Source organism: Enterococcus sp. DIV0901a, assembly GCF_051711525.1.
In the GTDB taxonomy this organism is placed as follows: domain Bacteria; phylum Bacillota; class Bacilli; order Lactobacillales; family Enterococcaceae; genus Enterococcus_B; species Enterococcus_B faecium.
Window position 1 is genome coordinate 1,821,607 of the sequence record NZ_JBIOMW010000001.1, and the last position, 25,578, is coordinate 1,847,184.

General features: G+C 38.0%; 23 protein-coding genes and 2 pseudogenes. 6 read left to right on the plus strand and 19 right to left on the minus strand.

From position 1 onward, the window contains the following. Position 1: 1 nt before the first annotated feature. The 4 genes from fabD to fabT form a co-directional block, all read right to left on the minus strand. Complete coding sequence (gene fabD, locus IGL70_RS08750; RefSeq protein WP_002287616.1) at positions 2-919, minus strand: ACP S-malonyltransferase; 918 nt, start codon at positions 917-919, stop codon at positions 2-4. A 106-nt stretch (positions 920-1,025) separates the two neighbouring features. Beyond that, complete coding sequence (locus tag IGL70_RS08755; RefSeq protein WP_002287614.1) at positions 1,026-1,250, minus strand: acyl carrier protein; 225 nt, start codon at positions 1,248-1,250, stop codon at positions 1,026-1,028. A gap of 52 nt (positions 1,251-1,302) precedes the next feature. After that, positions 1,303-2,265: a beta-ketoacyl-ACP synthase III gene (locus tag IGL70_RS08760; RefSeq protein ID WP_002287612.1), complete on the minus strand. Its 963-nt coding sequence runs from the start codon at positions 2,263-2,265 to the stop codon at positions 1,303-1,305. Between the two features lie 9 nt (positions 2,266-2,274). After that, positions 2,275-2,715, minus strand: a complete 441-nt coding sequence (gene fabT, locus IGL70_RS08765) for a fatty acid biosynthesis transcriptional regulator FabT (RefSeq protein ID WP_002287610.1) — start codon at positions 2,713-2,715, stop codon at positions 2,275-2,277. A gap of 305 nt (positions 2,716-3,020) precedes the next feature. Between fabT and IGL70_RS08770 the strand changes: the two genes are divergently transcribed. After that, a complete protein-coding gene (locus IGL70_RS08770) occupies positions 3,021-3,986 on the plus strand; it encodes a GIY-YIG nuclease family protein (protein ID WP_104857818.1) in 966 nt (321 codons plus the stop codon). A gap of 56 nt (positions 3,987-4,042) precedes the next feature. Here IGL70_RS08770 and IGL70_RS08775 read toward each other — a convergent pair whose 3' ends face one another. Both IGL70_RS08775 and IGL70_RS08780 read right to left on the minus strand, forming a co-directional pair. After that, positions 4,043-4,273: a YkuJ family protein gene (locus IGL70_RS08775; RefSeq protein WP_002287607.1), complete on the minus strand. Its 231-nt coding sequence runs from the start codon at positions 4,271-4,273 to the stop codon at positions 4,043-4,045. 85 nt (positions 4,274-4,358) lie between these two features. Further along, a pseudogene (locus IGL70_RS08780) lies at positions 4,359-5,009 on the minus strand (NAD(P)-dependent oxidoreductase); the annotation flags it as partial. A gap of 104 nt (positions 5,010-5,113) precedes the next feature. On the opposite strand from IGL70_RS08780, the gene IGL70_RS08785 reads away from it, so the two are divergent. Continuing rightward, on the plus strand, positions 5,114-6,481 hold the full coding sequence (locus IGL70_RS08785; protein ID WP_043921381.1) for an ISL3 family transposase: 1,368 nt from the start codon (positions 5,114-5,116) through the stop codon (positions 6,479-6,481). 39 nt (positions 6,482-6,520) lie between these two features. On the opposite strand, the pseudogene IGL70_RS08790 reads toward IGL70_RS08785, so the two are convergent. The 5 genes and pseudogenes from IGL70_RS08790 to IGL70_RS08810 all read right to left on the minus strand — a co-directional run. Beyond that, positions 6,521-6,763, minus strand: a pseudogene (locus IGL70_RS08790) (NAD(P)-binding domain-containing protein); the annotation flags it as partial. A gap of 88 nt (positions 6,764-6,851) precedes the next feature. After that, positions 6,852-8,075 carry a glycosyltransferase family 4 protein gene (locus IGL70_RS08795; protein ID WP_002287605.1) on the minus strand — a complete coding sequence of 408 codons (1,224 nt, stop codon included), beginning with the start codon at positions 8,073-8,075 and terminating at the stop codon, positions 6,852-6,854. 16 nt (positions 8,076-8,091) lie between these two features. Further along, a complete protein-coding gene (locus IGL70_RS08800; RefSeq protein ID WP_002323526.1) occupies positions 8,092-9,138 on the minus strand; it encodes a glycosyltransferase family 4 protein in 1,047 nt (348 codons plus the stop codon). A gap of 163 nt (positions 9,139-9,301) precedes the next feature. Further along, positions 9,302-11,029, minus strand: a complete 1,728-nt coding sequence (gene ptsP / locus IGL70_RS08805) for a phosphoenolpyruvate--protein phosphotransferase (RefSeq protein WP_002295388.1) — start codon at positions 11,027-11,029, stop codon at positions 9,302-9,304. Continuing rightward, positions 11,029-11,295 (minus strand): phosphocarrier protein HPr, encoded by a 267-nt coding sequence (locus IGL70_RS08810; protein WP_002287602.1) that lies wholly within the window; start codon positions 11,293-11,295, stop codon positions 11,029-11,031. The genes ptsP and IGL70_RS08810 overlap by 1 nt, the downstream gene beginning before the upstream one ends. A gap of 478 nt (positions 11,296-11,773) precedes the next feature. Here IGL70_RS08810 and IGL70_RS08815 point away from each other — a divergent pair, with 478 nt between their 5' ends. Continuing rightward, on the plus strand, positions 11,774-14,008 hold the full coding sequence (locus IGL70_RS08815) for an ATP-dependent Clp protease ATP-binding subunit (RefSeq protein ID WP_104857815.1): 2,235 nt from the start codon (positions 11,774-11,776) through the stop codon (positions 14,006-14,008). A gap of 147 nt (positions 14,009-14,155) precedes the next feature. Next, positions 14,156-14,476, plus strand: coding sequence for a DUF1827 family protein (locus tag IGL70_RS08820; RefSeq protein WP_002290825.1), 321 nt, complete (start codon positions 14,156-14,158; stop codon positions 14,474-14,476). Between the two features lie 204 nt (positions 14,477-14,680). Here IGL70_RS08820 and IGL70_RS08825 read toward each other — a convergent pair whose 3' ends face one another. Then, on the minus strand, positions 14,681-14,905 hold the full coding sequence (locus IGL70_RS08825) for a hypothetical protein (protein WP_002287661.1): 225 nt from the start codon (positions 14,903-14,905) through the stop codon (positions 14,681-14,683). Positions 14,906-15,092: 187 nt separating this feature from the next. Here IGL70_RS08825 and IGL70_RS08830 point away from each other — a divergent pair, with 187 nt between their 5' ends. Further along, positions 15,093-16,460: an ISL3 family transposase gene (locus tag IGL70_RS08830; protein WP_043921381.1), complete on the plus strand. Its 1,368-nt coding sequence runs from the start codon at positions 15,093-15,095 to the stop codon at positions 16,458-16,460. Between the two features lie 158 nt (positions 16,461-16,618). Here IGL70_RS08830 and IGL70_RS08835 read toward each other — a convergent pair whose 3' ends face one another. From IGL70_RS08835 to IGL70_RS08850, 4 genes are all read right to left on the minus strand, one after another. Next, complete coding sequence (locus tag IGL70_RS08835; RefSeq protein WP_002298237.1) at positions 16,619-18,199, minus strand: peptide chain release factor 3; 1,581 nt, start codon at positions 18,197-18,199, stop codon at positions 16,619-16,621. A gap of 400 nt (positions 18,200-18,599) precedes the next feature. After that, complete coding sequence (locus tag IGL70_RS08840; protein WP_002295395.1) at positions 18,600-19,976, minus strand: hemolysin family protein; 1,377 nt, start codon at positions 19,974-19,976, stop codon at positions 18,600-18,602. 127 nt (positions 19,977-20,103) lie between these two features. Beyond that, positions 20,104-21,222, minus strand: a complete 1,119-nt coding sequence (locus IGL70_RS08845; protein WP_002290821.1) for an AI-2E family transporter — start codon at positions 21,220-21,222, stop codon at positions 20,104-20,106. A gap of 81 nt (positions 21,223-21,303) precedes the next feature. After that, on the minus strand, positions 21,304-22,263 hold the full coding sequence (locus IGL70_RS08850) for an IS30 family transposase (RefSeq protein ID WP_113809460.1): 960 nt from the start codon (positions 22,261-22,263) through the stop codon (positions 21,304-21,306). Between the two features lie 165 nt (positions 22,264-22,428). On the opposite strand from IGL70_RS08850, the gene IGL70_RS08855 reads away from it, so the two are divergent. After that, on the plus strand, positions 22,429-22,863 hold the full coding sequence (locus IGL70_RS08855; protein WP_002290819.1) for a GNAT family N-acetyltransferase: 435 nt from the start codon (positions 22,429-22,431) through the stop codon (positions 22,861-22,863). A gap of 77 nt (positions 22,864-22,940) precedes the next feature. On the opposite strand, the gene ntdP is transcribed toward IGL70_RS08855, so the two are convergent. The 3 genes from ntdP to recX form a co-directional block, all read right to left on the minus strand. After that, positions 22,941-23,474: a nucleoside tri-diphosphate phosphatase gene (gene ntdP, locus IGL70_RS08860; protein WP_002290817.1), complete on the minus strand. Its 534-nt coding sequence runs from the start codon at positions 23,472-23,474 to the stop codon at positions 22,941-22,943. A 93-nt stretch (positions 23,475-23,567) separates the two neighbouring features. Continuing rightward, entirely contained in the window at positions 23,568-24,746 is a 1,179-nt protein-coding gene (gene mutY / locus IGL70_RS08865; protein WP_002296955.1) for an A/G-specific adenine glycosylase, read from the minus strand. Then, positions 24,739-25,536, minus strand: coding sequence for a recombination regulator RecX (gene recX, locus IGL70_RS08870; protein WP_002295398.1), 798 nt, complete (start codon positions 25,534-25,536; stop codon positions 24,739-24,741). The genes mutY and recX overlap by 8 nt, the downstream gene beginning before the upstream one ends. Between the last annotated feature and the right edge of the window lie 42 nt (positions 25,537-25,578).

Consider the following 25,578-nt stretch of genomic DNA (forward strand, 5'->3'; position numbering starts at 1 on the left):
CTTATAGTATTGCTATTGTTTCATCAAATGTCTGCTTATTCTCAACACGCAGAACTGGTATTGTTTTATCAATTTTTTTCATAAATCCGCTTAATACTTTTCCGGGGCCGACTTCGATGACTTGTTCGATGCCGATTGTTTTTAACTTATGGATACTCTCATAGAAACGAACAGGTTGCATGACTTGCTGTTCAAGTAGTCCCGCGATCGTTTCTTTCTTCATTATTTCCGTTGTTGTGTTGCTTATGATAGGAAAAGAAGGTTCAGAGAATTGAATCTGACTTAGGTCCTTCGCCAGTTTTTTTGCTGCCGGTTCTAAAATAGCTGTATGAAAAGGCCCGCTGACATTTAGAGGGATCATTCTTTTGAACCCTTTTTCTTTTAATAGTAAAACAGCTTCGTCTACTGCTTTTTCTTCGCCACCAATCACGATCTGCTGAGGTGTATTATAATTTGCAGGAGATACGATGCCGTACTTGCTAGCTTCATGACAGCTTTCCTCGATCGTTTCAATCGGCGCATTCATCACTGCAACCATTTTCCCGCTTCCAGCTGGGGCAGCTTCTGTCATATAAGCGCCTCTTTTTGCTACTAACGCAACTGCTTCAGTGAAGGATAGCGCATTACTAGCTACTAATGCCGAATATTCTCCTAAACTCAGTCCTAAAGCTGCATCTGGGATGATTCCATGCTCCTTCAATAAGCGATAATACGCGATGCTGACTGTTAGAATAGCTGGCTGTGTATATTGCGTCTGATCCAAACGTTCATTTTCTGTAAAGCAAAGTTCAGCCATATCGTAGCCGAGAATCTCACTTGCTTCATCAAATGTCTGCTTTACAACGGCTTCTTCATATAAATCTTTTCCCATACCTTGATATTGTGCACCTTGGCCACTAAATAAGAATGCTGTTTTCATGTTTTTCTCCAATATATCCAGAATATATGTTTGATTCTTCCTATTCAAAAAGGCCGAGACATTCCTATTTCAGGAAATGTCCCAGCCCCCAACCTAATTTTAATGATTATGCAGTTTGTTTTTCTACGTAAGTCACTAAATCTTGAACCGTTTTGATTCCGTCTTCTGTTTCGATTTTCACGTCAAATTCATCTTCAATTTCATTGATGATTTGGAATAAATCCAAGCTGTCAGCTTCTAAGTCTTCTTGGATGTCAGTAGTCAATTTGATTTCTTCAGTTTCTTTTCCTAATTCTTCTGCGATGATTTCTTGAATTTTTTCGAATACCATAATAATATATTCCTCCGATATTGTTTGCTTTTTATTTTTATAATTTAACAGTCTACAACTCCATGAGAATACTTCCCCATGTTAAACCTCCGCCATAGCCTGTAAATATTACTTTCTGCTGTTTTCCCAAGGTGATCTTTCCACTAGAAACTGCTTCATCCAATAAGATAGGGATGCTTGCAGCAGATGTATTCCCATATTTATCCATATTGGTCAGGAACTTTTCTTGCGGCATCTTTACTTTTCGGGCAATTTTCTCAATAATTCTGAGGTTTGCCTGATGCAAAAGCAGATAATCAACTGGTTTGTCTTTCATGACTTCTTGGATATTGTTTGCAACGTCTCGTACGGCAAAATCAAAAATATCTCTGCCAGTCATTTGCAAATAATACGAACCTTCTGAATCTTCTGAATAGAACGGATTTTTATTTTGCTGGTAGCCAGCGGTCAATGAGCTACTTCTGGTACCGTCAGCTGCTAATTTTTCTTTCAGCAATTTTTTCTGTGGATTCGCTTCTAAGAGAATCCCACCTGCTCCATCGCCAAACAACACAGCAGTCGTACGATCAGACCAATCGATTAGCTTAGATAGTGTTTCACCACCAATCACCAGTCCCTTAGTTGAGCCGCAGCGGATCATTTTTTCAGCCATGCTTAACGCATAAACAAATCCTGAGCACGCAGCACTGATATCAAAAGCGATAGCATGAGTTGCTCCCAATTTCCCTTGTACTTGTGCTGCTACAGATGGTGTCGTGTAATCGGGCGACATTGTTGCTACTAAAATAAAATCCAAATCTTTAGGGTTTAGATTTTTCTGTTTTATCAATTTTTCCGCCACTAAAATGCATAAATCAGAAGTCTCCTGATTTGTTACACATCTTCGTTCACGAATACCCGTCCTTGACGAAATCCATTCATCAGAGGTATCCATCATCTTGGAAAGATCATTATTAGTAATAATCTTTTCAGGAAGGACGCTGGCTGTTGCAGTAATCATTCCAAATTGTTCCATTAAATATCCTCACTTATAGTCTTGCAAGAAGTCGTGCAAGTTTTTCAGTGCATCCAGCAAGGCATGCTGTTCCTCCGTAGCCATTCCGTCTAAGATGTTCTTGACCATTTCACGATGAAAATGCTGATGGACCCGAAATAGTAACTTTCCTTTTTTCGTTAGTCCCAACTTTACAACGCGGCGGTCATCTTCACTGCGGATACGTTCGACATAGCCTTTTTTTACTAACTTGTTAATAGCAGTGGTCAAGGTCCCAACAGTAATTGATAGTTCTTTGGCTACTTCTGAAGTTGTTTTTTTCTTGTACATCCCGATTGCCTCGATCGTGTGCATCTCTGTGATTGACAGATCTTTGAATTGAGATTTTTTCAGCTCAGACTCTTCGATTGTCAAAATATCATTGAAGACACTAACAAGATAATCATTTACTGTTTTTAAATCTGGTTCCATGTTCCACCGTCCACTAATTAGTTTGATTATCAAATCTTTTGATGTTCAAACTATATCTTAACTTTTTTCAAAATGCAACCTTAAAAGATCATTTTTTTACTATATGAGCTTTTTTTAAGATTTTACTCATTTAAAACAACTGATAAATCAGCATTTATAATTTCTTTTATTAGAAAAATCATCTATCTTACATATTTTGATTATCAAAGTATTTTCTGTGAACAGAACTATAGAATTCCCTAAAACTTGTCCATTATTTCAAAATTTGTTATAGTCTTTTTATTCAAAGCGTAAAAGGAGATCCTATGTTAAAAGAAAAAATGAAAACTCTCCCCATGCTGCCGGGTGTCTATCTTATGAAAGACCGAGATGGTAAGGTCATCTATGTTGGTAAAGCAAAACGGCTCAAAAATAGAGTAAGCAGCTATTTTCATCAGAATAAACAGCATTCAAAAAAAGTATTACGTATGATTCATCATATAACAGATTTTGATTTCGTCGTAGTAGACACGGAATTAGATGCTTTATTGCTCGAGTGTCAATTGATCCAACATTACCGTCCTTTTTATAACCGACAAATGAATTATTTCAGTAATTATAATTATGTACATATTACCAATAAGGGATTTGTATTAACAGATACTCCTACGGCTCGAACATACGGGCCTTTTCGTCTCTATAAAAAAATGCCGTCTATTTTGCGTATAATGGAAGAAACTTATCAAATGCCTTGGTTGTCTGAAATTAGTTTGTTAGCTTTGCGAGCCCAGCTTCCTGACCTACAGGAAATGACTTTTGAACAGAAAAAAAAGGAACTCCAAGGGCTGTTTCAAGGCCGAAATAAAAAGCTACTGACTTACTTGAAAAAAAGACAACAACATTTCATCTATCAGTTGAATTTCGAAAAAGCCGGTATGCTTCAAAAAGATATCGAATTAGTTACTTATTTTATTAGACGGATCCAGGAACAAAAGCAGTTTTTAAGAACACCATCCCTCACATTCAGTATGCCACTGGCAGCGGATGAGAGTCAGAAAAAGCACTACCTCGTTTGTTATGGTCAACTTGCAGAAACAATGATTGCCTCTGCTGACGTTTCTCCTGACTTCTATTATGAAAAGAAAGAAGCTCATTTATCTTTGAAACGTCAATTGTCAAAAGAAGAAATCGATCCTGTACAAATCTTGATCAGTTACCGCAAAAAATTAGAAAAAGAACAGTCTGAAATTGAACTGTTAAACAAAAAAGAAGCTGAAAAGCAACTAAATTAGTTGCTTCTCGGCTTCTTTTAGGCATCTTCAACTTCAAATGTCAATTATCCTAAAATTTATTGGATTAAGTCATAGATTTCCATCGCTACGATATCGATATTATCAAATTCGTATTGCTGATGAGTATCTGTTTCAGTTAATTCAAATGTATCGGTCGCTTTATCATAAGTTACTGTACACTTCTCTACGCCTTCTTTTTCAAAACGGCGAACTTGCAGTTCATTATCTGCTGACTCGACCATAGCCTCCAGTCGTTTTATGATTGCGACTAATTGTGAATGTGTCATCGGAGGTCCTCCTTTTCTTATTTCTGTTATATTGTATCAAAAGCATAGCCTACTTGCATTGATTTTCTCTAAAAAAACTCGTTTTTTATGATTTTTTTTCTGGTATTTTTCCTTCAGGCCACCAAAGTTTGATCAAAGCTTGGGTTCCGTCATTCTCAAAACCTTTATCTGCCAACTCTTCATATAGTTTCAATGCTTGGGTAGTTGCTGGCAATACAAGGTCCATTTTTTCTGCTTCTTCTAATGCAATCTTTAAATCTTTGATAAAATGTTTGACAAAAAAACCAGGTGTGTAATCTTCTTTTAAAATACGAGGAGAATAATTGCTTAAAGACCAGTTAGCTGCACTTCCACCTGAAAGCGTCTCAATCACTTTCTTTAAATCAAGTCCGTTTTTTTGTGCATAGACAAGCATTTCCGTCATTCCTGTCATCGTACCTGCAATCATGATCTGATTAGCCATTTTTGTATGCTGACCTTTCCCAGCAGAACCATGCAATGTAAATGTCGTACCAAATTCTTTGAATAAAGGCAGTACTTGATCATAAACGGCTTCTTCTCCACCGACCATGATCGTCAGTGTACCATTCTTTGCTCCTAAGTCACCACCGGATACCGGTGCATCTAACGCATCTGCGCCTTTTTCTTTTGCTGTTTTTGCAATTTTTTCTGCCAGGCTTGGTGTACTTGTAGTCAAGTCAACTAAAATATGTCCTGAGATATCTGCAGAAAAAATGGTTCAGTATAAATTCTTGTGTAAATAGAAATTAGATAACAAAAAAAGAAGGGTTGTCCCTTACAATGTTAATAACGACAAAAACATGGGGAGCCCTTCTTACTATGAATTATACAGAACTGTCAGTTACTACTCAAGATGTTATGCCTAACAAAGGTGTCTTATCCTTTAATTCTGGTCTTACCGACTTTATTCAAGTTGGCGAGCCAATTCAAAATGAAGGTGGATTAACCTTTGTAGGAAAGCTAGATGAGCGTGGTGATACCTTCTGTCCTAATTGCTCAAGAAAACTAGTTAAAAATGGGTCTTTAGAATCTACCCTTAAGCACGTCGCTATTGGTGGAGTACACACCAATATCAGAGTGTCCTATGCACGTTTTCGTTGTCTTAACATTGATTGCCAATTCAACACTAGAAGCCAGTCTATCCCTTTTAAAGCTGATGGTTATCGCATCACCAAACCTTTAAAAGAATACACTGAGAAACTGTTAAGCTATGGCCTTACTCTAAAGGCAGTGGCTTGGCTTACTGGCTTGGACAAGATGACTGTAAAGTCAATTCACAAGTCTCTTCTACTGTCTAAATTTACAACTGATGGCAAGACACTCATAAAACCTGAAAGGCAGGCAAAATACTTAGCCATTGATGAGTTTAAGCTCCACGATGGCCATAAGTACGCCACCGCAATCATAGACTGGGAAACAGGGTATATTCTCTACTTAGCCCATGGCAAGAAGAAAGCCGTTGTTTTCGAGTTTATGGATCATGTTGGCGATGAGTGGATGTCAAAAGTTGAGGCGGTGGCTTGCGACATGAATTCAGACTTCGAAGAAGCTTTTAAAGGGCGCTATCCCAAGCTAGACATCGTCTATGATCGCTTCCACATTATCAAGAATTTCAACGATAAAGTGGTTTCAGAGATCAGAAAGGATGAACAAAGACGGCTGGCTGAAGAAGGCTCTCCAGAGGCTGCTAAGTTGCTTAAGAACTCACGTTACATCTTGATGTCTAAGAGGTCCACATTAGTTCAGAAGGACGAGGATGCCCGTCAAGGCAAGCTAGTGTCTACTGCTGGTGAAATATTCAATACACCAGAAATAAAGGCTTATGGCGGTAATGAAGCATGGTATGACGAGCTGTTGGAAGAAAACAAGCTCTTCTTCACAATAGACCTCGTCAAAGACTTGCTAGACCAGGCATACAACTCACATGACGAGGTGGAAATGTGCGTTAGACTTGAAGGGATCATAGACATCTGCAAGGCAACTGAGAATAGCCACTTTATTTGGTTTGCGCGTCTCTTAAATAACCATTTGAGAGGGATCTACACGTTCGCCAAATACGGGATATCAACTGGCAAACTTGAGGGTATCAACAATAAGATCAAGACTGAGAGACGTAAGGGTTATGGGTATCCAGATGATGAATACTTCTTTCTGCGATTAATGGAAATATCCCGAAAGGCATCCTAAATCTCACAGCCGTTTACACAAGAATTTATACTGAACCAAAAAAATCCCCGACTGTCCATAGTAGATTTCTTCTACATCTTTGGGGTAACCTACCATTGTAAAGAGAATATTACTTTGTTCTGCTACCGCTTTTGGTGTATCTGCCCAGATAGCTCCTTCTGTTACTAAAGGATCAGCTTTTGCTTTTGTCCGATTATAGACAGCTACTTCGTGTCCTGCTTCTAGTAGATGGCGTGCGACAGCACTTCCCATGACGCCTGTTCCGATAAAACCAAGTTTCATTTTTTCGACCTCCTAAAAATCAAAAATCCTTGCTTCTATGCTAGTATACGCTAGAAACAAGGATTTTTTCATAAAAAATGTTTGAATTTTATCTTTTAAATGAATTTAATTTTATTTTGATTCGTTCAATCGAGTCTTCTTCTTCTTTTCTTCGCATCTCTTCTTCATGATAAACAACCATGTCTTGATAAAATTCGATCATAGCTTCGCCGAAATGTGTAGATGAAATATCATAAAGTTTAGCTTCTAAAACTTTTGGATCTTTAGGAACTTCACTGGAAATATAATCAATAAGTGCTGGTGCAAAGTCTTCGTCGGTTTCAAAAGTTTTCCCTAATGAAGGATGATCGAACAATCGGTTCAAATAAGCATTTCCTTCCACGACACAAGGTGTTCCGGCTGCCATCGCTTCTGTATAAGTAAGCCCTTGTGTTTCTGAAGTAGAAGCACTGACAAAATAATCTGCCGCTTTATAATAAAGTGCTACATCATTGTTGTCCACTTCTCCTGTGAACTGCACAAATTCTTCTAACTGCAGTTCTGAGATCAATTCCTCTAACTCTTCTACATAAGGTCCTTTTCCTACGATAACTAATCTGGCGTTAGGATAAGCGGAGATGACCTGAGGAAACCCATTAATCAAGGCTTGGATATTTTTCTCATAAGAAATCCTGCTTAAAGAAAGAATCATCAAATGGTTTTCCTGAAGACCTAGTGACTCCCTTAATTTGCTGATATCCTGCTGAGTGATATCAGAACGTTTGAATTTTTCAATGTCGATACCAGTAGGAATCACGCGAAGCGGTGCTATTACACCATAGCTGCGTAATGTATCAATAACACGTTCACTTGGACAAACTACACCTGTCGTATGATTTGCAAATAATCTAGACAAGTATTTTACATGGGATTGCCTGATCACTTTTCCTTTACCGATATAATGAAGGTAGTCTTCATACATCGTATGGTAAGTATGGATCAGAGGTATTTTCAACTTCTTAGCCACCATCTTCCCAAGTATCCCTGCTCCGAATTCTGTATGGGTATGAATAAGATCTAGTTCTAGTTCTTTGGCAACCAAATAAGCATACCACATGCCTCTAACAACAACTCTTCGATCCTTGAAAGAAATAAATGGTACACTTGGCATTCGAATCACATCTTTTTCCAACTTATCCGCATTAGGATCGGTCGTTGTAAAAATATAGACTTCATGCCCATGTCTTTCTAATTCTTGTTTTAATGTTTTGATCGATGTAGCAACTCCGCTGACTTGCGGAAAGTAGGTATCGGTAAAAAAGCCGATTTTCATGTTTTTCGCCTCCAAACTAGTCCTTGACCTGATTTACTTTTTTTAATTTGCTAGAGACTTTTTCATTCAGTACACTTTCGTATACATTTTTAAGTTCTTCACCGATTTTATTGATACTTCGCTCTTTTGCTGTTTGATAACCGGCTTGTGTCGTACTCGGTAGTTCTTGATTGGTAATCTGTTGGATCAGTCGGATAAATTCTTCGTTTGTCTTCCCCATATAGCAGTTCTTGCTATCTTCTAACCAGCCATTATACACTGGAATATCTCGAACAAGTACGTTTTGTTTGCTTGCTAAAGCTTCTAAAACAACGATCCCTTCTGTCTCTTCATAAGAAGGGAAAAAGAATAGATCTGCACCTGAATACGCACCTTCTATGATCTCTCCACGAATGTAACCAGGAAACAGGACATTTTCAGGATGATCTTCTTTTACAATTTTCCGGATGTTCCGAGGAATCGAGTACATGGGAACATGACCAAACCAAATAAATGTGTATTCGGGCATCTTCTTAGCAATTTCTACGAAATCAATGATTCCTTTACGTTCGAAAAACAAACCGACACAAATGATTACTTTTTGATCCGGAGACAGTTTGAAATATTCTCTGAACTTTTGTTCTTTCATTGGATCAGGGCGATATTTCTCTAAGTCGATCCCATTGGAAATAGCTTGAATCGGCACACGGATACCATAGCTTTCCAACAACTGTTTTGAATAAGGTGTTGGCGTGATCAGATAGTCCGCTTTTTGGTACAATCCTACCAGATATTTTTTTACGATAGGAGAAAGCTGGTTCGATCCGATAAAGGAATTTCGGAAATCTTCCTCTGTAGAATGCGCATGATAGACAACTTTTTTTCCTTCTCTTCTGGCTTTATTGACCATATTATGACTATTGATTCCGTATGTATTGATGTGCAGGATGTCATAATCTTCTTTTTCATCTAGTGTATAAGAGATACCGACTTCCGTCAGAGCACGTTTTTGATGATCAAGCGCACGCCCGATTCCAGATTTTGCAAGCATCTTTTCACTTTCAAAATATAATAATACCTTCACCTTACGTCCCCCTTCACTTATATAGTATAACATAGCCTACAAACTGTCACTCAAACTTAAGCCCTATTTTTATCTATTCTTACTGACAAAAACGTTTTCTTAAAAAAGAACAAAAAAACTGGCGTAGCTCTTTTACAAGCCACACCAGCTTTTGATACGTTGTTTATTTTACATATTCATGAACAAGTTCAACGACTTCTTCCATCGTATCGCATTCTTTCAATGCACGATCAGCAAGTTCAGCCATTTTCGCTGTGTCCAAGCGTTTCATTAAACTACGCGTTTTAAGAATAGATGTCGCACTCATTGAGAACTCATCTAGACCCATACCTACTAGCAATGGAACAGCTGTTTGATCTCCAGCCATTTCTCCACACATACCTGCCCATTTTCCTTCAGCGTGTGCTGCATCAATTACATTTTTGATCAAACGTAAAATTGATGGGTTATATGGTTGGTACAAGTAAGAAACGCGTTCGTTCATACGGTCTGCTGCCATTGTGTATTGAATCAAATCGTTCGTACCTACAGAGAAGAAATCTACTTCTTTTGCAAACTTGTCTGCTAAGACTGCTGCTGCTGGAATCTCGATCATGATGCCGACTTGGATCGTATCAGATACTTCCTTGCCTTCACTGATCAATTTTTGTTTTTCTTCTTCAAAGATCGCTTTTGCTGCGCGGAATTCTTTGAGTGTAGCTACCATAGGGAACATGATACGTAAATTACCATGAACAGATGCACGAAGCAATGCACGCATTTGTGTACGGAACATTTCGTCGCCTTGTTCAGATAAACTGATACGCAATGCACGATATCCTAAGAATGGATTCATTTCATGAGGTAATTGCAGATATGGTAGTTCTTTATCTCCACCGATGTCCATTGTACGAACAACTACAGGTTTTCCTTCCATACCTTCTAATACAGCTTTGTAAGCTTCATATTGGTCATCTTCTGTTGGGAAGTCTGGAGAATCCATATACAGGAATTCAGTACGGTACAGACCAACTGCTTCTCCACCATTATTATGGACACCAACTAGATCTTTTGGTGTTCCGATGTTTGCAGCTAATTCAAAATGCTTGCCGTCAGCTGTGACAGTTTCTGCATTTTTTAATTTTTCCCATTCTGCTTTTTGTGCTGCGTAATCTGCACCTGCTTTTTCAAATTCAGCTTTTTGTTCATCTGTAGGATCGATGATTACATCGCCTTCGATCCCGTTGACAGCCAAAATATCGCCTTCTTTGACTTTAGCAGTAATTTCTTTTGTACCAACGATTGCTGGAATTTCTAAAGAACGTGCCATGATAGCAGAATGTGAAGTACGTCCACCAATGTCTGTTACAAACGCTTTTACAAAATTGCGATCTAATTGTGCTGTATCACTTGGAGTCAAGTCATGTGCAACAACGACCACTTCTTCGTTGATCATTGATGGATTTGGTAAAGTAACGCCTAATAAGTGTGCTAAAATACGTTTAGCAACGTCACGAATATCTGCAGCACGCTCTTGCATATAAGCATTATCTTCCATTGCTTCGAACATACCGATATACATATCCGTTACTTCTTTTAGCGCTGATTCAGCATTTACGCTGTTGTCTTTAATATTTTGCTTGATTTGACCTACCATTTCTGGATCTGAAAGAACCATCAAATGGGCATCAAATACTTGCGCTTCTGCTTCACCTAAGCTTTGCGCTGCTTTTTCACGAATTTGCTGCAATTCTTCAGTAGATTTAGCTAATGCAGCATCCAAACGAGCTTCTTCAGCCGCAGTATCTTCTACTGTTGCCTTACTGAATGTTAAATCCGGTTGAACTAGCAGGTAAGCTTTTGCAACGGCTACACCGTCACTAGCGGCAATCCCTTTTAGCATTTCAACCATTATTCAGATAAGCCTTCTTTCTTCATTGTTTCAACGATTGCTGCCATTGCATCAGCTTCGTCAGCACCTTCTGCAGTAATAGTAACATCAGAACCTTGACCTACACCTAAAGACATAACGCCCATGATTGATTTCAAGTTTACTGATTTACCTTTATACTCTAAGTTTACATCAGAGTTAAATTTGCTTGCTGTTTGTACTAATAGTGTAGCTGGACGAGCGTGGATCCCAGTTTCTGCTACTACGTGAAATTCTTTCTTTTCCATATTAATCGGTCTCCTTTAAGTGAGTGTTGTTTTTATGTGAGGGTTTTCTTTTTTAGTAATTCAGAGAATCCTAACAAATGCCACCCTTTCATCTGTAAAGATTAACATTTTTTTTCGTTAGATACAACAGTTTTCATTCAATTTCAGATAAAAGTATTCAAATTATTCTGGATTCTTTTTCATCCTTTTCTTCACATTTTATAACAAACGTGTTTATTTTCTTTTTCTTGTCGCTTTCTCTTCTCCTGACGTTTATCATTCTTTCCTTTGACCCTCTTTGTTTTCATATGAAACGAATTACTTGCTTCCCTTTTTATTTTTAGTATAATAAGAGTCAAAGGTCAGGAATGGTCAATAGAGATTTCACCTTTTCTACCTCATAAATCTCTTAAAAAACTAGGGGTTATTCTTTTACCTCATGAAAAACGAGATGTAAAATATGGATGTACCCATTTTTGTGAAAGGACGTGAATGATTCATGCTTTGTCAAAACTGCGGCAAGAATGAGGCAACGATTCACTTGTATGCCACTGTCAATGGTCAGCGGACACAACTCGATTACTGTCAGAGCTGTTATCAAAAAATCAAAAATCAACAAAATGGAGGTCTGACTAATATGGCCCAAAATGATCCATTTGGATTTGGCAGTTTGGACGATCTTTTCCGTTCCATGTCTCGCCAAATGCAACAGCAAGGAAATTATGAGCAAACACCACCAACACAATTTGGCGGAAACAACAACTTCAATGGTGGTCAGCCACCTCAAGGCAATTCAGAAGGTTTATTGGGAGAATACGGAATCAATATCACAGAACAAGCACGACAAGGTGATATCGATCCTGTGATCGGACGCGATGACGAAATCAAACGAGTCATTGAAATTTTAAATCGCCGAACCAAGAACAATCCTGTCTTGATTGGAGAACCAGGTGTTGGTAAAACAGCAGTTGTTGAAGGTTTAGCACAAAAAATCGTAGATGGTGATGTACCGCAAAAATTAATGGACAAAGAAGTCATTCGTTTAGATGTCGTATCTTTAGTCCAAGGTACTGGTATACGAGGACAATTTGAAGAACGTATGCAAAAATTGATTGAAGAGATCCGTCAAGCAGAAAATGTGATCCTATTCATAGATGAAGTTCACGAAATCGTCGGTGCTGGTTCTGCTGGTGATGGAAATATGGATGCTGGTAATATTTTAAAACCAGCTTTAGCTCGAGGAGAATTGCAAATGGTTGGTGCTACTACCTTAAATGAGTACCGCATCATCGAAAAAGACGCTGCTTTAGAACGTCGTATGCAACCTGTACGGGTAGATGAACCAACTGTCGAAGAAACGATCAGTATTTTGAAAGGTTTGCAAAAACGTTATGAAGACTATCATCATGTAAAATATACTGATGAGGCCATCGAAGCAGCCGCAACTTTATCCAATCGTTACGTCCAAGATCGCTTCTTGCCGGATAAAGCCATCGATTTGCTAGATGAAACAGGTTCTAAGAAAAACTTGACGATCCAAATCGTTGATCCTAAAACAATCGAGAAAAAACTGCAAGAAGCAGAAGAACAAAAAGTTTTAGCTTCTCGAGAAGAAGATTTCGAAAAAGCAGCTTATTATCGCGATCAGATCAATAAACTTCAAAAAATGAAAGAACGTCAGCTCACTGAAGAGGAAACACCTGTGATTACCGAAAAAGATATGGAAAAAATCGTTGAACAACGGACAGGTATTCCAGTGGGTGAATTAAAAGAAAAAGAACAGACACAACTGAAAAACTTAGCAGATGACTTGAAAGCTCATGTCATCGGACAAGATAACGCTGTAGATCGAGTAGCGAAAGCGATTCGCCGAAACCGTGTTGGATTAAACAAACAGAATCGTCCAATCGGCTCCTTCTTATTTGTTGGACCAACTGGTGTAGGTAAAACAGAGCTTGCGAAACAACTTGCCTACGAACTATTCGGTTCACAAGATTCAATGATTCGTTTCGATATGTCTGAATATATGGAAAAACATAGTGTCTCTAAATTGATTGGTTCTCCTCCAGGTTATGTCGGATACGAAGAAGCTGGTCAATTAACAGAAAAAGTACGGAGAAATCCTTACAGTCTTGTCTTGTTAGATGAAGTAGAAAAAGCTCATCCAGATGTTTTGCATATGTTCTTGCAAATCTTAGATGATGGTCGATTGACAGATGCACAAGGAAGAACGGTCAGCTTTAAAGATACGATCATCATTATGACAAGTAATGCCGGAACTGGTAAAGTAGAAGCAAACGTTGGTTTTGGTGCGGCACGCGAAGGTGTTACTCGTTCTGTATTGAACCAATTAAACAACTACTTTACACCAGAATTTCTGAACCGTTTTGACGGGATCATCGAATTCAGTGCATTATCAAAAGAAAACTTGATGACAATCGTCACACTAATGCTAGACGATGTCAACCAAATGCTGGCAGCACAGCAACTTCACATCGAAGTTCCTACGAATGTCAAAGAAAAATTAGTTGACTTAGGCTATGATCCATCTATGGGTGCTCGTCCTCTTCGACGCACGATCCAAGAACAAATCGAAGATGGTATCGCTGAATTTTATCTTGATCACCCTTCTATCCATGAGTTGAAAGCAAAACTGGATAAAGATGGAAAAATCATCGTTACTTCTAAACCAGAACGTTTGGCTAAAGAATCAGCCGAAGAAACGGCTGAATAAATCCAGTTTTATAGCGTGAGACGGTATTTCTTTGAGAAATGCCGTCTCATTCTTTTTTCAGAAAAGTCAAAATACTGTTCATTTTATAAAAAAGAAATTATAATAAGAGAAACAAGCAATTAAAAATACATAAAAGAGGTGAGCGCCATGAAATTGGTAAATGTAACAAACAGCCATTCCCGTCTTGTATTAAACCAGCTTGAAAACACTGATGCCCATCTAGTCAAGGTCTACACAGCCGGAAATACCACTATTGTCTACACTGAAGCCCCTGAACATAATGAAATTCTGCTGATCAATGACAAACGTAAAATCCAGCCGAAAGAAATCGAAGATGCTAAAAATTATTTCTTAGATAAAATCAAAGACGCCGTTTACCACGAGGATGAAATCAAAGTAATCGAATTGGCAGGCCTTGTTGAAATCTCGATTCCAAAACATGAATTAGGCGCTACATTAGCCGTGTAAACAAATTTTGAACATAATAATTAAAGAGCGTGGGACAAAAGTAAAGAACACTTTTGTCTCACGCTCTAAACACGTATAAACGGCGGAAGCAGAAGCAACTCCTTCGGAAATAAGCTAAAATTCACGAAAATTGCTTTTCAAATTTTTGTGAATTCCAGCTTATTTCTTGGAGTTAAACGCTTCTGTCTCAGCCTCTTTTTCTTTCTAGCTTTTTGATTTTTCTCTTTTCTTTTGTACTTTTCTCTTTTCATTTTCAGTTCTACGTGTGTCTTTATTTTTAACTTTTTCCTCTTTATGGATGATTGATCGTACTTTTTGTGCAATTTGCTCGTTTTTGTCCCAGTCTTTTACATCTAATAATCGACATAATCGTAACATCTCTTCTTTTTTCTGTTTTTTTCTTTCACGTCTTTGCCATTCTGTTTCCATGTGTCACACTCTCCTTTCTTTAATCATATGTACGCAAAATAATTTTTATATTTTTTTGATTAGACATTTCTATGATTTTAAATGGTTCAGTATAAATTCTTGTGTAAATAGAAATTAGATAACAAAAAAAGAAGGGTTGTCCCTTACAATGTTAATAACGACAAAAACATGGGGAGCCCTTCTTACTATGAATTATACAGAACTGTCAGTTACTACTCAAGATGTTATGCCTAACAAAGGTGTCTTATCCTTTAATTCTGGTCTTACCGACTTTATTCAAGTTGGCGAGCCAATTCAAAATGAAGGTGGATTAACCTTTGTAGGAAAGCTAGATGAGCGTGGTGATACCTTCTGTCCTAATTGCTCAAGAAAACTAGTTAAAAATGGGTCTTTAGAATCTACCCTTAAGCACGTCGCTATTGGTGGAGTACACACCAATATCAGAGTGTCCTATGCACGTTTTCGTTGTCTTAACATTGATTGCCAATTCAACACTAGAAGCCAGTCTATCCCTTTTAAAGCTGATGGTTATCGCATCACCAAACCTTTAAAAGAATACACTGAGAAACTGTTAAGCTATGGCCTTACTCTAAAGGCAGTGGCTTGGCTTACTGGCTTGGACAAGATGACTGTAAAGTCAATTCACAAGTCTCTTCTACTGTCTAAATTTACAACTGATGGCAAGACACTCATAAAACCTGAAAGGCAGGCAAAATACTTAGCCATTGATGAGTTTAAGCTCCACGATGGCCATAAGTACGCCACCGCAATCATAGACTGGGAAACAGGGTATATTCTCTACTTAGCCCATGGCAAGAAGAAAGCCGTTGTTTTCGAGTTTATGGATCATGTTGGCGATGAGTGGATGTCAAAAGTTGAGGCGGTGGCTTGCGACATGAATTCAGACTTCGAAGAAGCTTTTAAAGGGCGCTATCCCAAGCTAGACATCGTCTATGATCGCTTCCACATTATCAAGAATTTCAACGATAAAGTGGTTTCAGAGATCAGAAAGGATGAACAAAGACGGCTGGCTGAAGAAGGCTCTCCAGAGGCTGCTAAGTTGCTTAAGAACTCACGTTACATCTTGATGTCTAAGAGGTCCACATTAGTTCAGAAGGACGAGGATGCCCGTCAAGGCAAGCTAGTGTCTACTGCTGGTGAAATATTCAATACACCAGAAATAAAGGCTTATGGCGGTAATGAAGCATGGTATGACGAGCTGTTGGAAGAAAACAAGCTCTTCTTCACAATAGACCTCGTCAAAGACTTGCTAGACCAGGCATACAACTCACATGACGAGGTGGAAATGTGCGTTAGACTTGAAGGGATCATAGACATCTGCAAGGCAACTGAGAATAGCCACTTTATTTGGTTTGCGCGTCTCTTAAATAACCATTTGAGAGGGATCTACACGTTCGCCAAATACGGGATATCAACTGGCAAACTTGAGGGTATCAACAATAAGATCAAGACTGAGAGACGTAAGGGTTATGGGTATCCAGATGATGAATACTTCTTTCTGCGATTAATGGAAATATCCCGAAAGGCATCCTAAATCTCACAGCCGTTTACACAAGAATTTATACTGAACCTTTTAAATAGTAAAAAGAGCCGTCACGGAAAATCCGTCACGGCTCTAAACAAAATATGAGAGGCTGTTTTTGTTTGGCTATTCTTATTACTTGATGCAGGGCAGCTTGTGTCAAGACTTCTTTACATCAAACTTTTTAATTTTACATTAGGATATTTATCCGCAAACCAGCGTTCTGCAAATTGGTTCTCGAATAAGAACAATGGTTGGTCGAAACGGTCACGAGCCAAGATATTGCGACTTGAACTCATCTTCTCATCCAAATCTTCTGGATCGATCCAGCGAGCGATTTTGTGTCCCATTGGAGACATGATTACTTCGGCGTTATACTCATTTAACATACGATATTGGAATACTTCGAATTGTAGCTGACCAACAGCTCCAATGATATATTCTTCCGTTAGATATGTTTTATAAAGCTGAATCGCTCCTTCTTGAACTAATTGATAGATTCCTTTGTGGAAGGATTTTTGTTTCATGACATTTTTTGCAGTCACTTTCATAAACAGCTCTGGAGTAAATGAAGGGAGTTCTTCATAAGCAACTTTTAGTTTTCCTTCGAACAATGTATCCCCAATCTGATAATTGCCTGTATCATATACACCGATGATATCGCCTGCTACTGCTTTTTCGACGTTTTCTCTCGAATCTGCCATAAATTGTGTGACATTGCTTAATTTCAGTTTTTTATTTGTACGTTCCAACCAGACATCCATTCCTCGTTCGAATGTTCCAGAACAGATTCGGACAAAAGCGATTCGGTCACGATGGGCTGGATTCATATTTGCTTGGATCTTGAATACGAAACCTGAAAATTCTTCCTCATAAGGACTTACCATCTGATCATCTTGTGTTTTGTGTCCATAAGGAGCTGGTGCCAATTCAACGAAAGTCTCTAAAAAAGTCTGTACACCGAAGTTAGTCAATGCAGAACCAAAAAATACTGGTGTCTGATCGCCACGAGCAATTTTTTCTTGATTAAATGCATCTCCAGCCTCTTTGATTAGTTCTACTTCTTCTAAGACTTGTTCATATAAGGAATTTTCAGTTAGAGGATGATTTTCGGGAAGCAGTCCATCTTCATCCAATTCTACTAATCGTTCATCCTGATAATTTTCCGGACGATAAAACTCTACACGATTATGGTAGATATCATAAAGACCTTCTAGCCCTTTACCCATACCGATTGGCCAATTCATCGGATAAGATTCGATATCTAATAGCTCTTCTAATTCTTCTAACAATTCCAATGGTTCACGACCATCACGATCTAGTTTGTTGATAAAAGTAAATATCGGGATGCCACGTTTTTTTACAACTTGGAATAATTTCTTTGTCTGTGCTTCGATCCCTTTTGCACTATCGATTACCATGACCGCACTATCCACGGCCATCAAAGTACGATAAGTATCTTCAGAAAAATCTTCATGTCCTGGTGTATCCAAGATATTTACTCGTTTCCCTTGATAATCAAACTGCATAACAGAACTAGTAACAGAAATCCCACGTTGTTTCTCGATTTCCATCCAGTCTGATTTGGCAAAATTACCTGTTTTTTTGCCTTTTACGGTCCCGGCTTGACGGATAGCCCCACCAAACAATAGTAATTGTTCTGTAATCGTTGTTTTCCCAGCATCCGGATGGGAAATGATCGCAAAAGTTCTGCGATTGTCCACTTGTTGCTTTAATTCTGGATTATTCATAACCTAACTCCATTTCTTCCATTCAATTATTTATATTTTCTCTAGGCACAGATTGTCCGATCTCTTAAAGAAAGACAATTTCATATAGGGCTGTGACAAAAGCCGTGTAGCAGTCTCTTTTTCCGAGTAAACGGCGTTCTAGAGACAGCCTATCAGCAATAAGCCCACCCAAGCCAAAAATACGAAAAGCTGTTTTTGCTTGGCTGCTCTTATTACTTAATGCAGGATAGCTTTTTCACAACCTTTGTCAACTACTACAACTGAATCAGTATAGCATGGATTCAGCGAATGAAAAAGCCACCAAACCATAAGAGTCAAATATTTTTTTGTCAGCTGACTAAAAGAAAAGACGTGTTGCTTGTTTATTCAAGCAACACGTCTTTCATAACCAAGTTTCCAATTATCTTCTTGGCTCGTCATCTTCGAATTCTTTTCTGAAGTATCTTCGTTCTTCTTCAGGTTCCGCTTCTGTTTCTTCCGGATCATGAAAAATGACACGGATTTTAAGGATTCGAGAACCTTCCATTTCTTCAGAAACCAACGTAATATTATCGACATCAAACGATAACTTTTCGCCTTCATCCGGAATCATGCCTAATGCTGTAATCAAATAACCAGCCATCGTATCTACATCACTCATATGCAGATCGCTGTCAAAAGCTTCATTGAACTCATCAATCAGCATACGTCCTTGGATGATATATTCGTGTTCATCGATTTTTTCATAAAGATTCTCAACTTCATCTGATTCATCATCGATTTCTCCGACGATTTCTTCTAAAAGGTCTTCTAGTGTTGCTAACCCAACGACGCCGCCATATTCATCTAATAAAATAGCCATCTGATTCTGCGTCTTTTTCATTTCATATAACAGATCATCAATAAAGACCGTTTCAGGAACGAATAAAGGCTCCTGCATGATTTTCTTGATATCTAAATTATCAAAGCCGAATTTATGGGCAGCTTTTAGTAAATTCTTTGTATGAAGGATTCCGACTACTTTATCTTTGTCTTCGTTATAAACAGGGATTCTTGAATAGTTTTCGGATAAAACTTCATTCACATTTTCTTCCACAGTGTCGTTGATATCAATCATAAATGCATCCGTTCGTGGGACCATGACTTCTCGGGCAACTTTCGTATCAAGAGAAAAAACCCCTTGGAGCATTTCTAATTCTTCATTATTCAATACGCCTTCGTTTTCAAGCATATAACGCATTTCATCTCTGGTCATTTTTGAATCTTCATCATCAAAAGTCATCGGCGTGATACGCGCCAATAAACTTGTGGAAGCAGAAAGCAGCCAGACGAAGGGCTTAGCTACTACACCAATCAAGCGTATCAGCCCTGAAGTGAACTTTGCGACTTCTTCTGATTTATTTAAAGCAATACGTTTAGGGTACAATTCTCCAAAAACAATCGATACATAGGTCAAAATAGCCAGCACAATGATATTTGCAATATTTTTTGCCGCTGTGCCGCCACCTAATACCGGAGCTAACCGTTCCGATAAAGTATTAGCTAGTGAAGCACCAGACAAAATGTTGACCAAAGTGATTCCTACTTGGATTGTCGATAGGAAATTATTTGGATTCTGCAATATTTTTAAAAGCTTTTGAGATTTCACATCTCCTTCATCAGCTTTTTGCTCGATTCGATTCTTATTGATCGAAACAACAGCAATTTCGGAAGCTGCTAAAAAAGCATTGATCAATGTCAAAACGATCAATAATAAAATCTGCGCTAACAGCGACTGACTCTCAGGGTCAGCATTCATAATCGCATTCTCTCCTTATAAAATTAATTTTTAGTTTACGATAGAAAAAAACGTGGCACTATAGCCACGTTAAAATGGTATCACAAAGCAATTTTCTTTGCAATAAAAACAAGTGTACTAAAACTACCTACGAGGTCGTAGCAATTTTCTTCTTGTTTTCATTTTGCTTGTCTTCTTTGACGATTTTGATTATATAGGAAATGATCGTCTTGCAGATTGCGTAAAAAGGAACACCTAAGAAGATACCAAGCAATCCGGCAATATTTCCAGCTACTAGAAGAACGATAATGATCGTTAATGGATGGATTTTCAGTGATTTCCCAATTACATTAGGATAAATGATATTCCCATCCAACTGTTGAACGATTAGCACAACCACACAACAAAGTAATGCTTTTACCGGATCATTGAAGACTGTTACTAGAAATGCAGGTGCTAGTCCTAGATAAGGTCCTAAATATGGAATTAGGTTTGTCAATCCCGCAATGACCCCAAATAAGAAAGCATAATCCACACCAATTACCATATATCCTAAAAATGTGAAGGTACCAACGAATAAACATTCGATTGCTTGTCCGCTAATGTAATTAGCCAATGTTTTATTCAGTTGCCCCAATAACTCCACAATTTGGTTTCTTCTTTTTTCTGGGAAAAACTGTTGGATGTTTGGGACTAGTTTTTCTCCGTCTTTCAACATATAGAACAAGATGAATGGTGCTGTAATGATTACTACGGTTGCCGAAGCGATCGTTCCAACGATCGAACCTAAACTATTGGATACTCCACTAAGGAATTGCTGAATGATTGTCCCGTAAGAAATGTCTAATTGCTCAAAATATTTATTGATATCTACTTCCTTGAACAAAGGCAATTCGGCTACCTCTTTTAACCAGCTTTCTACCTGTTTGATGAAATCAGGCATATTAGATGCCAATGAGGAAATTTGCTGTACTAGACTTGGGATGACACTAAGTAAAATCCAAATAATTGCTGCAACTAAAAGGAGCAGCACAATTGCGACAGCCCATATTCTTTTGATTTTTGCTTTCATCAACAGCTTGACAATAGGATTCAATAAATAGTAAAGAAAGCCTGCAATCAGTACAGGTGCAAATAACGTGGAAAAAAATGTCCCGATCGGTTCGAAAATAAAGTTTATTTCTGATGAAATCATGATCAATGCAGCTATGATCAATAATTCAAGCGACCAAAACATTAGTTTAGACTGTCTAAGTTTTTCAAACAATAGATTTCCTCCTTTCTTTCTTACTAGTATATATTATATTCGTTAAAAATTCTTTTATTCTTTTTTTATTTTTCTTAATTGTCAAATTAAGTTAGACAAATCATCAATACTTACGTAACTCAAAAATACTTCCAAAGGTGTTCGATAATTCAGTGATTTTCTAGGAATATTATTTCGTTTCGATGCGACAGATTGAATAAAAGATTCATCTACTGAATTGAAATCCATAGATTTCAATAAACCATCTCTACGTAACAATCCGTTAGAATTCTCGTTTAGGCCTCTTTGAGACGGCGTTCCTGGATCAGCGAAATAAATGGCAATATCATTGGCATTACTGATCTGTTTCCAATTTGAAAATTCCTTTCCACAATCAAAAGTGATGGATTTGAATAGATTTTTCGGTACAGATTCAAACCAATGATTTAATTTGTTTTCAATATCAATCGCTTGTCTACCACACGGTTTCAATGTGATGATAACTTTTGATAATCGTTCAACTAAGGTAATTACAGCACTTTTATGTTTCAAACCTACGATAGTGTCACCTTCAAGGTGACCAAACTCATTTGAGAATTGGCTATAATCTTTTTCACGTTCATGAATAGAGCGACGGAAAGCTTGTTTTCCACGTCTTTCTTGATGTCCATTTGGTTTACGCTTGCCTTTCATCGGTAAGTCAGAAGGATTAAATAGCCCCTTTTTGAACATACGATAAATGGTACGAGCAGAACAACGAATAGGAAACGCTGCACGACCAACAATCACATCGGGTGTCCATCCTTGAACAACCTTTCTTTGAATATATTCTGATTGTTCCTCAGGTAAAACAAGCGGGCGTCTACCACAGTTTGATTTGTTTTTCTTATACTGTTGATAGTACTCTAAGGCTGATCTTCCTTGCTTGAAGAACAGGTATACTTTATGGATCGTTTGTCTTGAACGATTCAAGCAATGCGCAGTTTTCGCAACAGATTGATTTATTTTGAAATAAGACTCTATCATTACAAGTTCATCCGTTGTAAGATGGGTATAGGTCATTTGTACTCACTCCTTATAATTCTTTGGACGGAACTATTTTGAGTGTAGCACAAATGACTTTTTTAGTTGTCTAGCTTAATTTTACAATCGGCGTTTTGAAAACTTGCCATACTTTTTATTTGTTTTATTTTCCAGTATACTATACGAAAGGAAGGTGGCTAGACCATGAAAGTTGTACAAACAAAAGATACAATGAGCAATATTTACTTAGATGCTGTACGGATCAGGCATCAAGTTTTTGTAGTCGAACAGGGTGTGCCTTTGTCTCGAGAAATAGACAAAGATGAAGCCCATTGTATCCACTTCGTCCTGTACTCAGATAAAAAAGAACCGCAAGGAACTGTACGTCTTTTGCCTTTAGAAAACGGAAAAATGAAATTACAGCGGATGGCGATTCTTTCTGAATACAGACACCAAGGGTTAGGAAAAATATTGATTGAAGAAGCAGAAAACTTTGCTAAGAATCAAGGCTATAATACGATTTTATTAGGGGCACAGTCCACAGCTGAAACTTTTTACGAAAAACTAGGATATACAGCTTACGGCGATCCTTTTGAAGATGCTGGCATGCCTCATATTTATATGAAAAAGACTTTATAAAAATTTATTTCGAAAAAAGCAAAAAACAGCAAGCTTTTGAGAAAAATCTCTCACTGGCTTACTGTTCTTTTTTGTGTTTACTTACGCGACAATTGCTTGTAACGGTTATACCAAATATCAATATAGCCTTCCGAGAACGGGCCATCTCCATTATTGATCCAGTCAACCAGAATCTTCACATTTTCTTTTAGGATGAAGTCAATATCGTTCGGATAATTCATCATTTTGCTGTGCATCTCATATTCATCGACATCCAATAGTCGTTTCTCGCCGTCAGGAAATACCTTGATATCCAAGTCATAGTCGATATATTTCAAGGCCTCATCGTCCAGCAAAAAAGGTGAAGCTAGATTACAATAATAGGAAACCCCCTTTTCTCTGATCATTGCTATTACATTGAACCAGTATTTTTTATGAAAATAAACAATCGCTGGTTCGCGCGTTACCCATCGGCGTCCATCAGATTCAGTGACTAATGTGTGATCATTCACGCCGATCATAGAGTGTTCGCTTGTTTTTAATACCATGGTATCTCGCCACGTTCGATGCAATTTGCCGTCGTGCTTGTAACTTTGGATCGTCACAAACTCTCCTTCTTTTGGAACTCCCATAGCAACCCTTCCTTAAGCAGCATTTTGTGCTTTGTGTTTGGGTGTTCATTACACCGACATCATAATTATTATATCAATAAAAATGAGCTTTGCCTAGAAAGGATTCCTATTGTTTCGATTTTTCTCTAACTGATCTACCAGTTTCATTTGGACCTTAGGAAAAACGACCGAATCAAATGCATCAGGCTTCAACCACTTCGAAGTTTTGTTCTCGGTAAATTCTTGTTCTGCTCCCTCGGTTGCCCGTCCGTAAAAAAGGAGAACATGCCATTTCAGATGACTAAAAATATGAGTAACTTCTCCTAAATGTCGTGTCTGCCAAACAAAGAGTTCCTGCTTTTCAAATGGGAGATTTTGCTCTTCTTCTGCTACTAGGTCATCAAACAGATCGATTTCTGGCTTTGTTTCCCATTCTTTTTTCAATCGCTCATACTCCTCTTGTGTCACTTCCATCATTGGAAATGTCCACATATTCGCCAGCAATTTTTGGCTATCTCTTTCTTCAAAATAATACGCTCCAGAATGATTTTGAAGAGCCGCACTGATATAATAAACGTCTTTTGGCTTTGCTTTTTTTGTTTTTACAGGAAAACTCGTTTGGATTCCTCGTTTGTTAGCTAAACAAAAGGCTTGGATCGGACAAGTCTCACACTTTGGAGAAGTTGGTGTACAGATAGCTGAACCTAGATCCATCATTGCTTGGTTGAATTCACCTGGATGCTTTTCATCAATGATTTTCCGCATCGCTTCATCAAAGATTTTCCTGCTAGAAGCTTTTGCGATGTCTGCTTCAATGCAAAACAATCTGCTGACTACTCGCATCACGTTGCCGTCAACTGCAGGTTCTGGAAGTCCAAATGCGATACTTGCAATCGCGCCTGTCGTATATGGTCCTATTCCCTTCAATGAGCTAATTTCTTCAGGCGTTTGCGGCATTTCCCCATCAAATTCTGACATGATCTGTTTAGCAGCAGCTTGGATGTTTCGGGCTCTTGAGTAATAACCAAGGCCCTCCCATGCTTTTAAAAGCTTTTCTTCTGGAGCATTTGCTAGCTCTTCAATTGTAGGAAACCATTCCATGAAACGATAAAAATAATCGATCACTGTGTCTACTCTGGTTTGCTGAAGCATGATCTCAGAGATCCAGATACGATAAGGATCACGATTATAGCGCCAAGGCAGGTTTCTTTTTTCTTGTTCATACCATTGAATGAACTGATCTTGAAATTCTTTTGTTTCTTTATCTGTCCATTTTTCCCATTCTTTATTCACTTTCCTCTTCCTTTTCCGTAATGAATCGCTGGATCATATCCAAATCAAATCCTTTTTGATATAAGCTTTGCTTTACTTTTAGATTTCTTTTTTTAGGTTCAAACCTTAAATTTCTTCGCCATAGTTTATCTCCTTGTTTGACTAAATAATCATATTCTATTTCTTGATCTGCTTCTTGCGGAAGATCAGCTATCGCTTGTTGGATCACTTCTTGAGAAAAGCCTTTCGTCATCAATGTTTGTTGGATTTTTCTCAATAATTCTTTTTGGCTTTTTCCGTGATTTTTTCCAAACGCTTTTTCGGCTGTCTGATGTGCATTTTGAACTTGGTCTTCAAATGTATATTGGCTGAGCGCTTGTTCAATGATTTCAGGTTTCAAACCTTTTTGCTGCATCTGCTGCGCTAATTTCTTTGGTCCTTTGTCACTTAAGCGCATATTCGTACGCACATAACTTTCCCCATAGACCAAATCATCGACAAGGTCCAATTCTTTTAAGCGGGCTACGATTTTATTTCGATCTTCTTGAAGGATTTCCTTTTCTTTTAAGTATGTTCGGATTTCTTTTTCCGATCGCAACTGATAACTTAAGTAATTCATTGCTAGGTGAAAACCGAAATCAGCTCCGCTACTCTTCTTGATCTCTTGGATAGTTTCTTCGTCTAATTCCCGTCCTTTTAATAATCGATAGCGTACTAATACATCTTCAGATACTTGTAAAGCTTCTCCTTCAGATAAATCTACGCGATAGAAAGGGCCTTTGCCTTTACTGATTCTCGTAACGGTTAACATAAACATCCTCCTCGAACATATATTCTCTATCATACCACAGAA

Bases quoted from the DNA above. Each gene is read 5' to 3' on its own strand.
- fabD (WP_002287616.1), bottom strand. From the start codon at position 919: ATGAAAACAGCATTCTTATTTAGTGGCCAAGGTGCACAATATCAAGGT.
- IGL70_RS08755 (WP_002287614.1), bottom strand. From the start codon at position 1,250: ATGGTATTCGAAAAAATTCAAGAAATCATCGCAGAAGAATTAGGAAAA.
- IGL70_RS08760 (WP_002287612.1), bottom strand. From the start codon at position 2,265: ATGGAACAATTTGGAATGATTACTGCAACAGCCAGCGTCCTTCCTGAA.
- fabT (WP_002287610.1), bottom strand. From the start codon at position 2,715: ATGGAACCAGATTTAAAAACAGTAAATGATTATCTTGTTAGTGTCTTC.
- IGL70_RS08770 (WP_104857818.1), top strand. From the start codon at position 3,021: ATGTTAAAAGAAAAAATGAAAACTCTCCCCATGCTGCCGGGTGTCTAT.
- IGL70_RS08775 (WP_002287607.1), bottom strand. From the start codon at position 4,273: ATGACACATTCACAATTAGTCGCAATCATAAAACGACTGGAGGCTATG.
- IGL70_RS08785 (WP_043921381.1), top strand. From the start codon at position 5,114: ATGAATTATACAGAACTGTCAGTTACTACTCAAGATGTTATGCCTAAC.
- IGL70_RS08795 (WP_002287605.1), bottom strand. From the start codon at position 8,075: ATGAAAATCGGCTTTTTTACCGATACCTACTTTCCGCAAGTCAGCGGA.
- ptsP (WP_002295388.1), bottom strand. From the start codon at position 11,029: ATGGTTGAAATGCTAAAAGGGATTGCCGCTAGTGACGGTGTAGCCGTT.
- IGL70_RS08810 (WP_002287602.1), bottom strand. From the start codon at position 11,295: ATGGAAAAGAAAGAATTTCACGTAGTAGCAGAAACTGGGATCCACGCT.
- IGL70_RS08815 (WP_104857815.1), top strand. From the start codon at position 11,774: ATGCTTTGTCAAAACTGCGGCAAGAATGAGGCAACGATTCACTTGTAT.
- IGL70_RS08820 (WP_002290825.1), top strand. From the start codon at position 14,156: ATGAAATTGGTAAATGTAACAAACAGCCATTCCCGTCTTGTATTAAAC.
- IGL70_RS08825 (WP_002287661.1), bottom strand. From the start codon at position 14,905: ATGGAAACAGAATGGCAAAGACGTGAAAGAAAAAAACAGAAAAAAGAA.
- IGL70_RS08830 (WP_043921381.1), top strand. From the start codon at position 15,093: ATGAATTATACAGAACTGTCAGTTACTACTCAAGATGTTATGCCTAAC.
- IGL70_RS08835 (WP_002298237.1), bottom strand. From the start codon at position 18,199: ATGAATAATCCAGAATTAAAGCAACAAGTGGACAATCGCAGAACTTTT.
- IGL70_RS08840 (WP_002295395.1), bottom strand. From the start codon at position 19,976: ATGAATGCTGACCCTGAGAGTCAGTCGCTGTTAGCGCAGATTTTATTA.
- IGL70_RS08850 (WP_113809460.1), bottom strand. From the start codon at position 22,263: ATGACCTATACCCATCTTACAACGGATGAACTTGTAATGATAGAGTCT.
- IGL70_RS08855 (WP_002290819.1), top strand. From the start codon at position 22,429: ATGAAAGTTGTACAAACAAAAGATACAATGAGCAATATTTACTTAGAT.
- ntdP (WP_002290817.1), bottom strand. From the start codon at position 23,474: ATGGGAGTTCCAAAAGAAGGAGAGTTTGTGACGATCCAAAGTTACAAG.
- recX (WP_002295398.1), bottom strand. From the start codon at position 25,536: ATGTTAACCGTTACGAGAATCAGTAAAGGCAAAGGCCCTTTCTATCGC.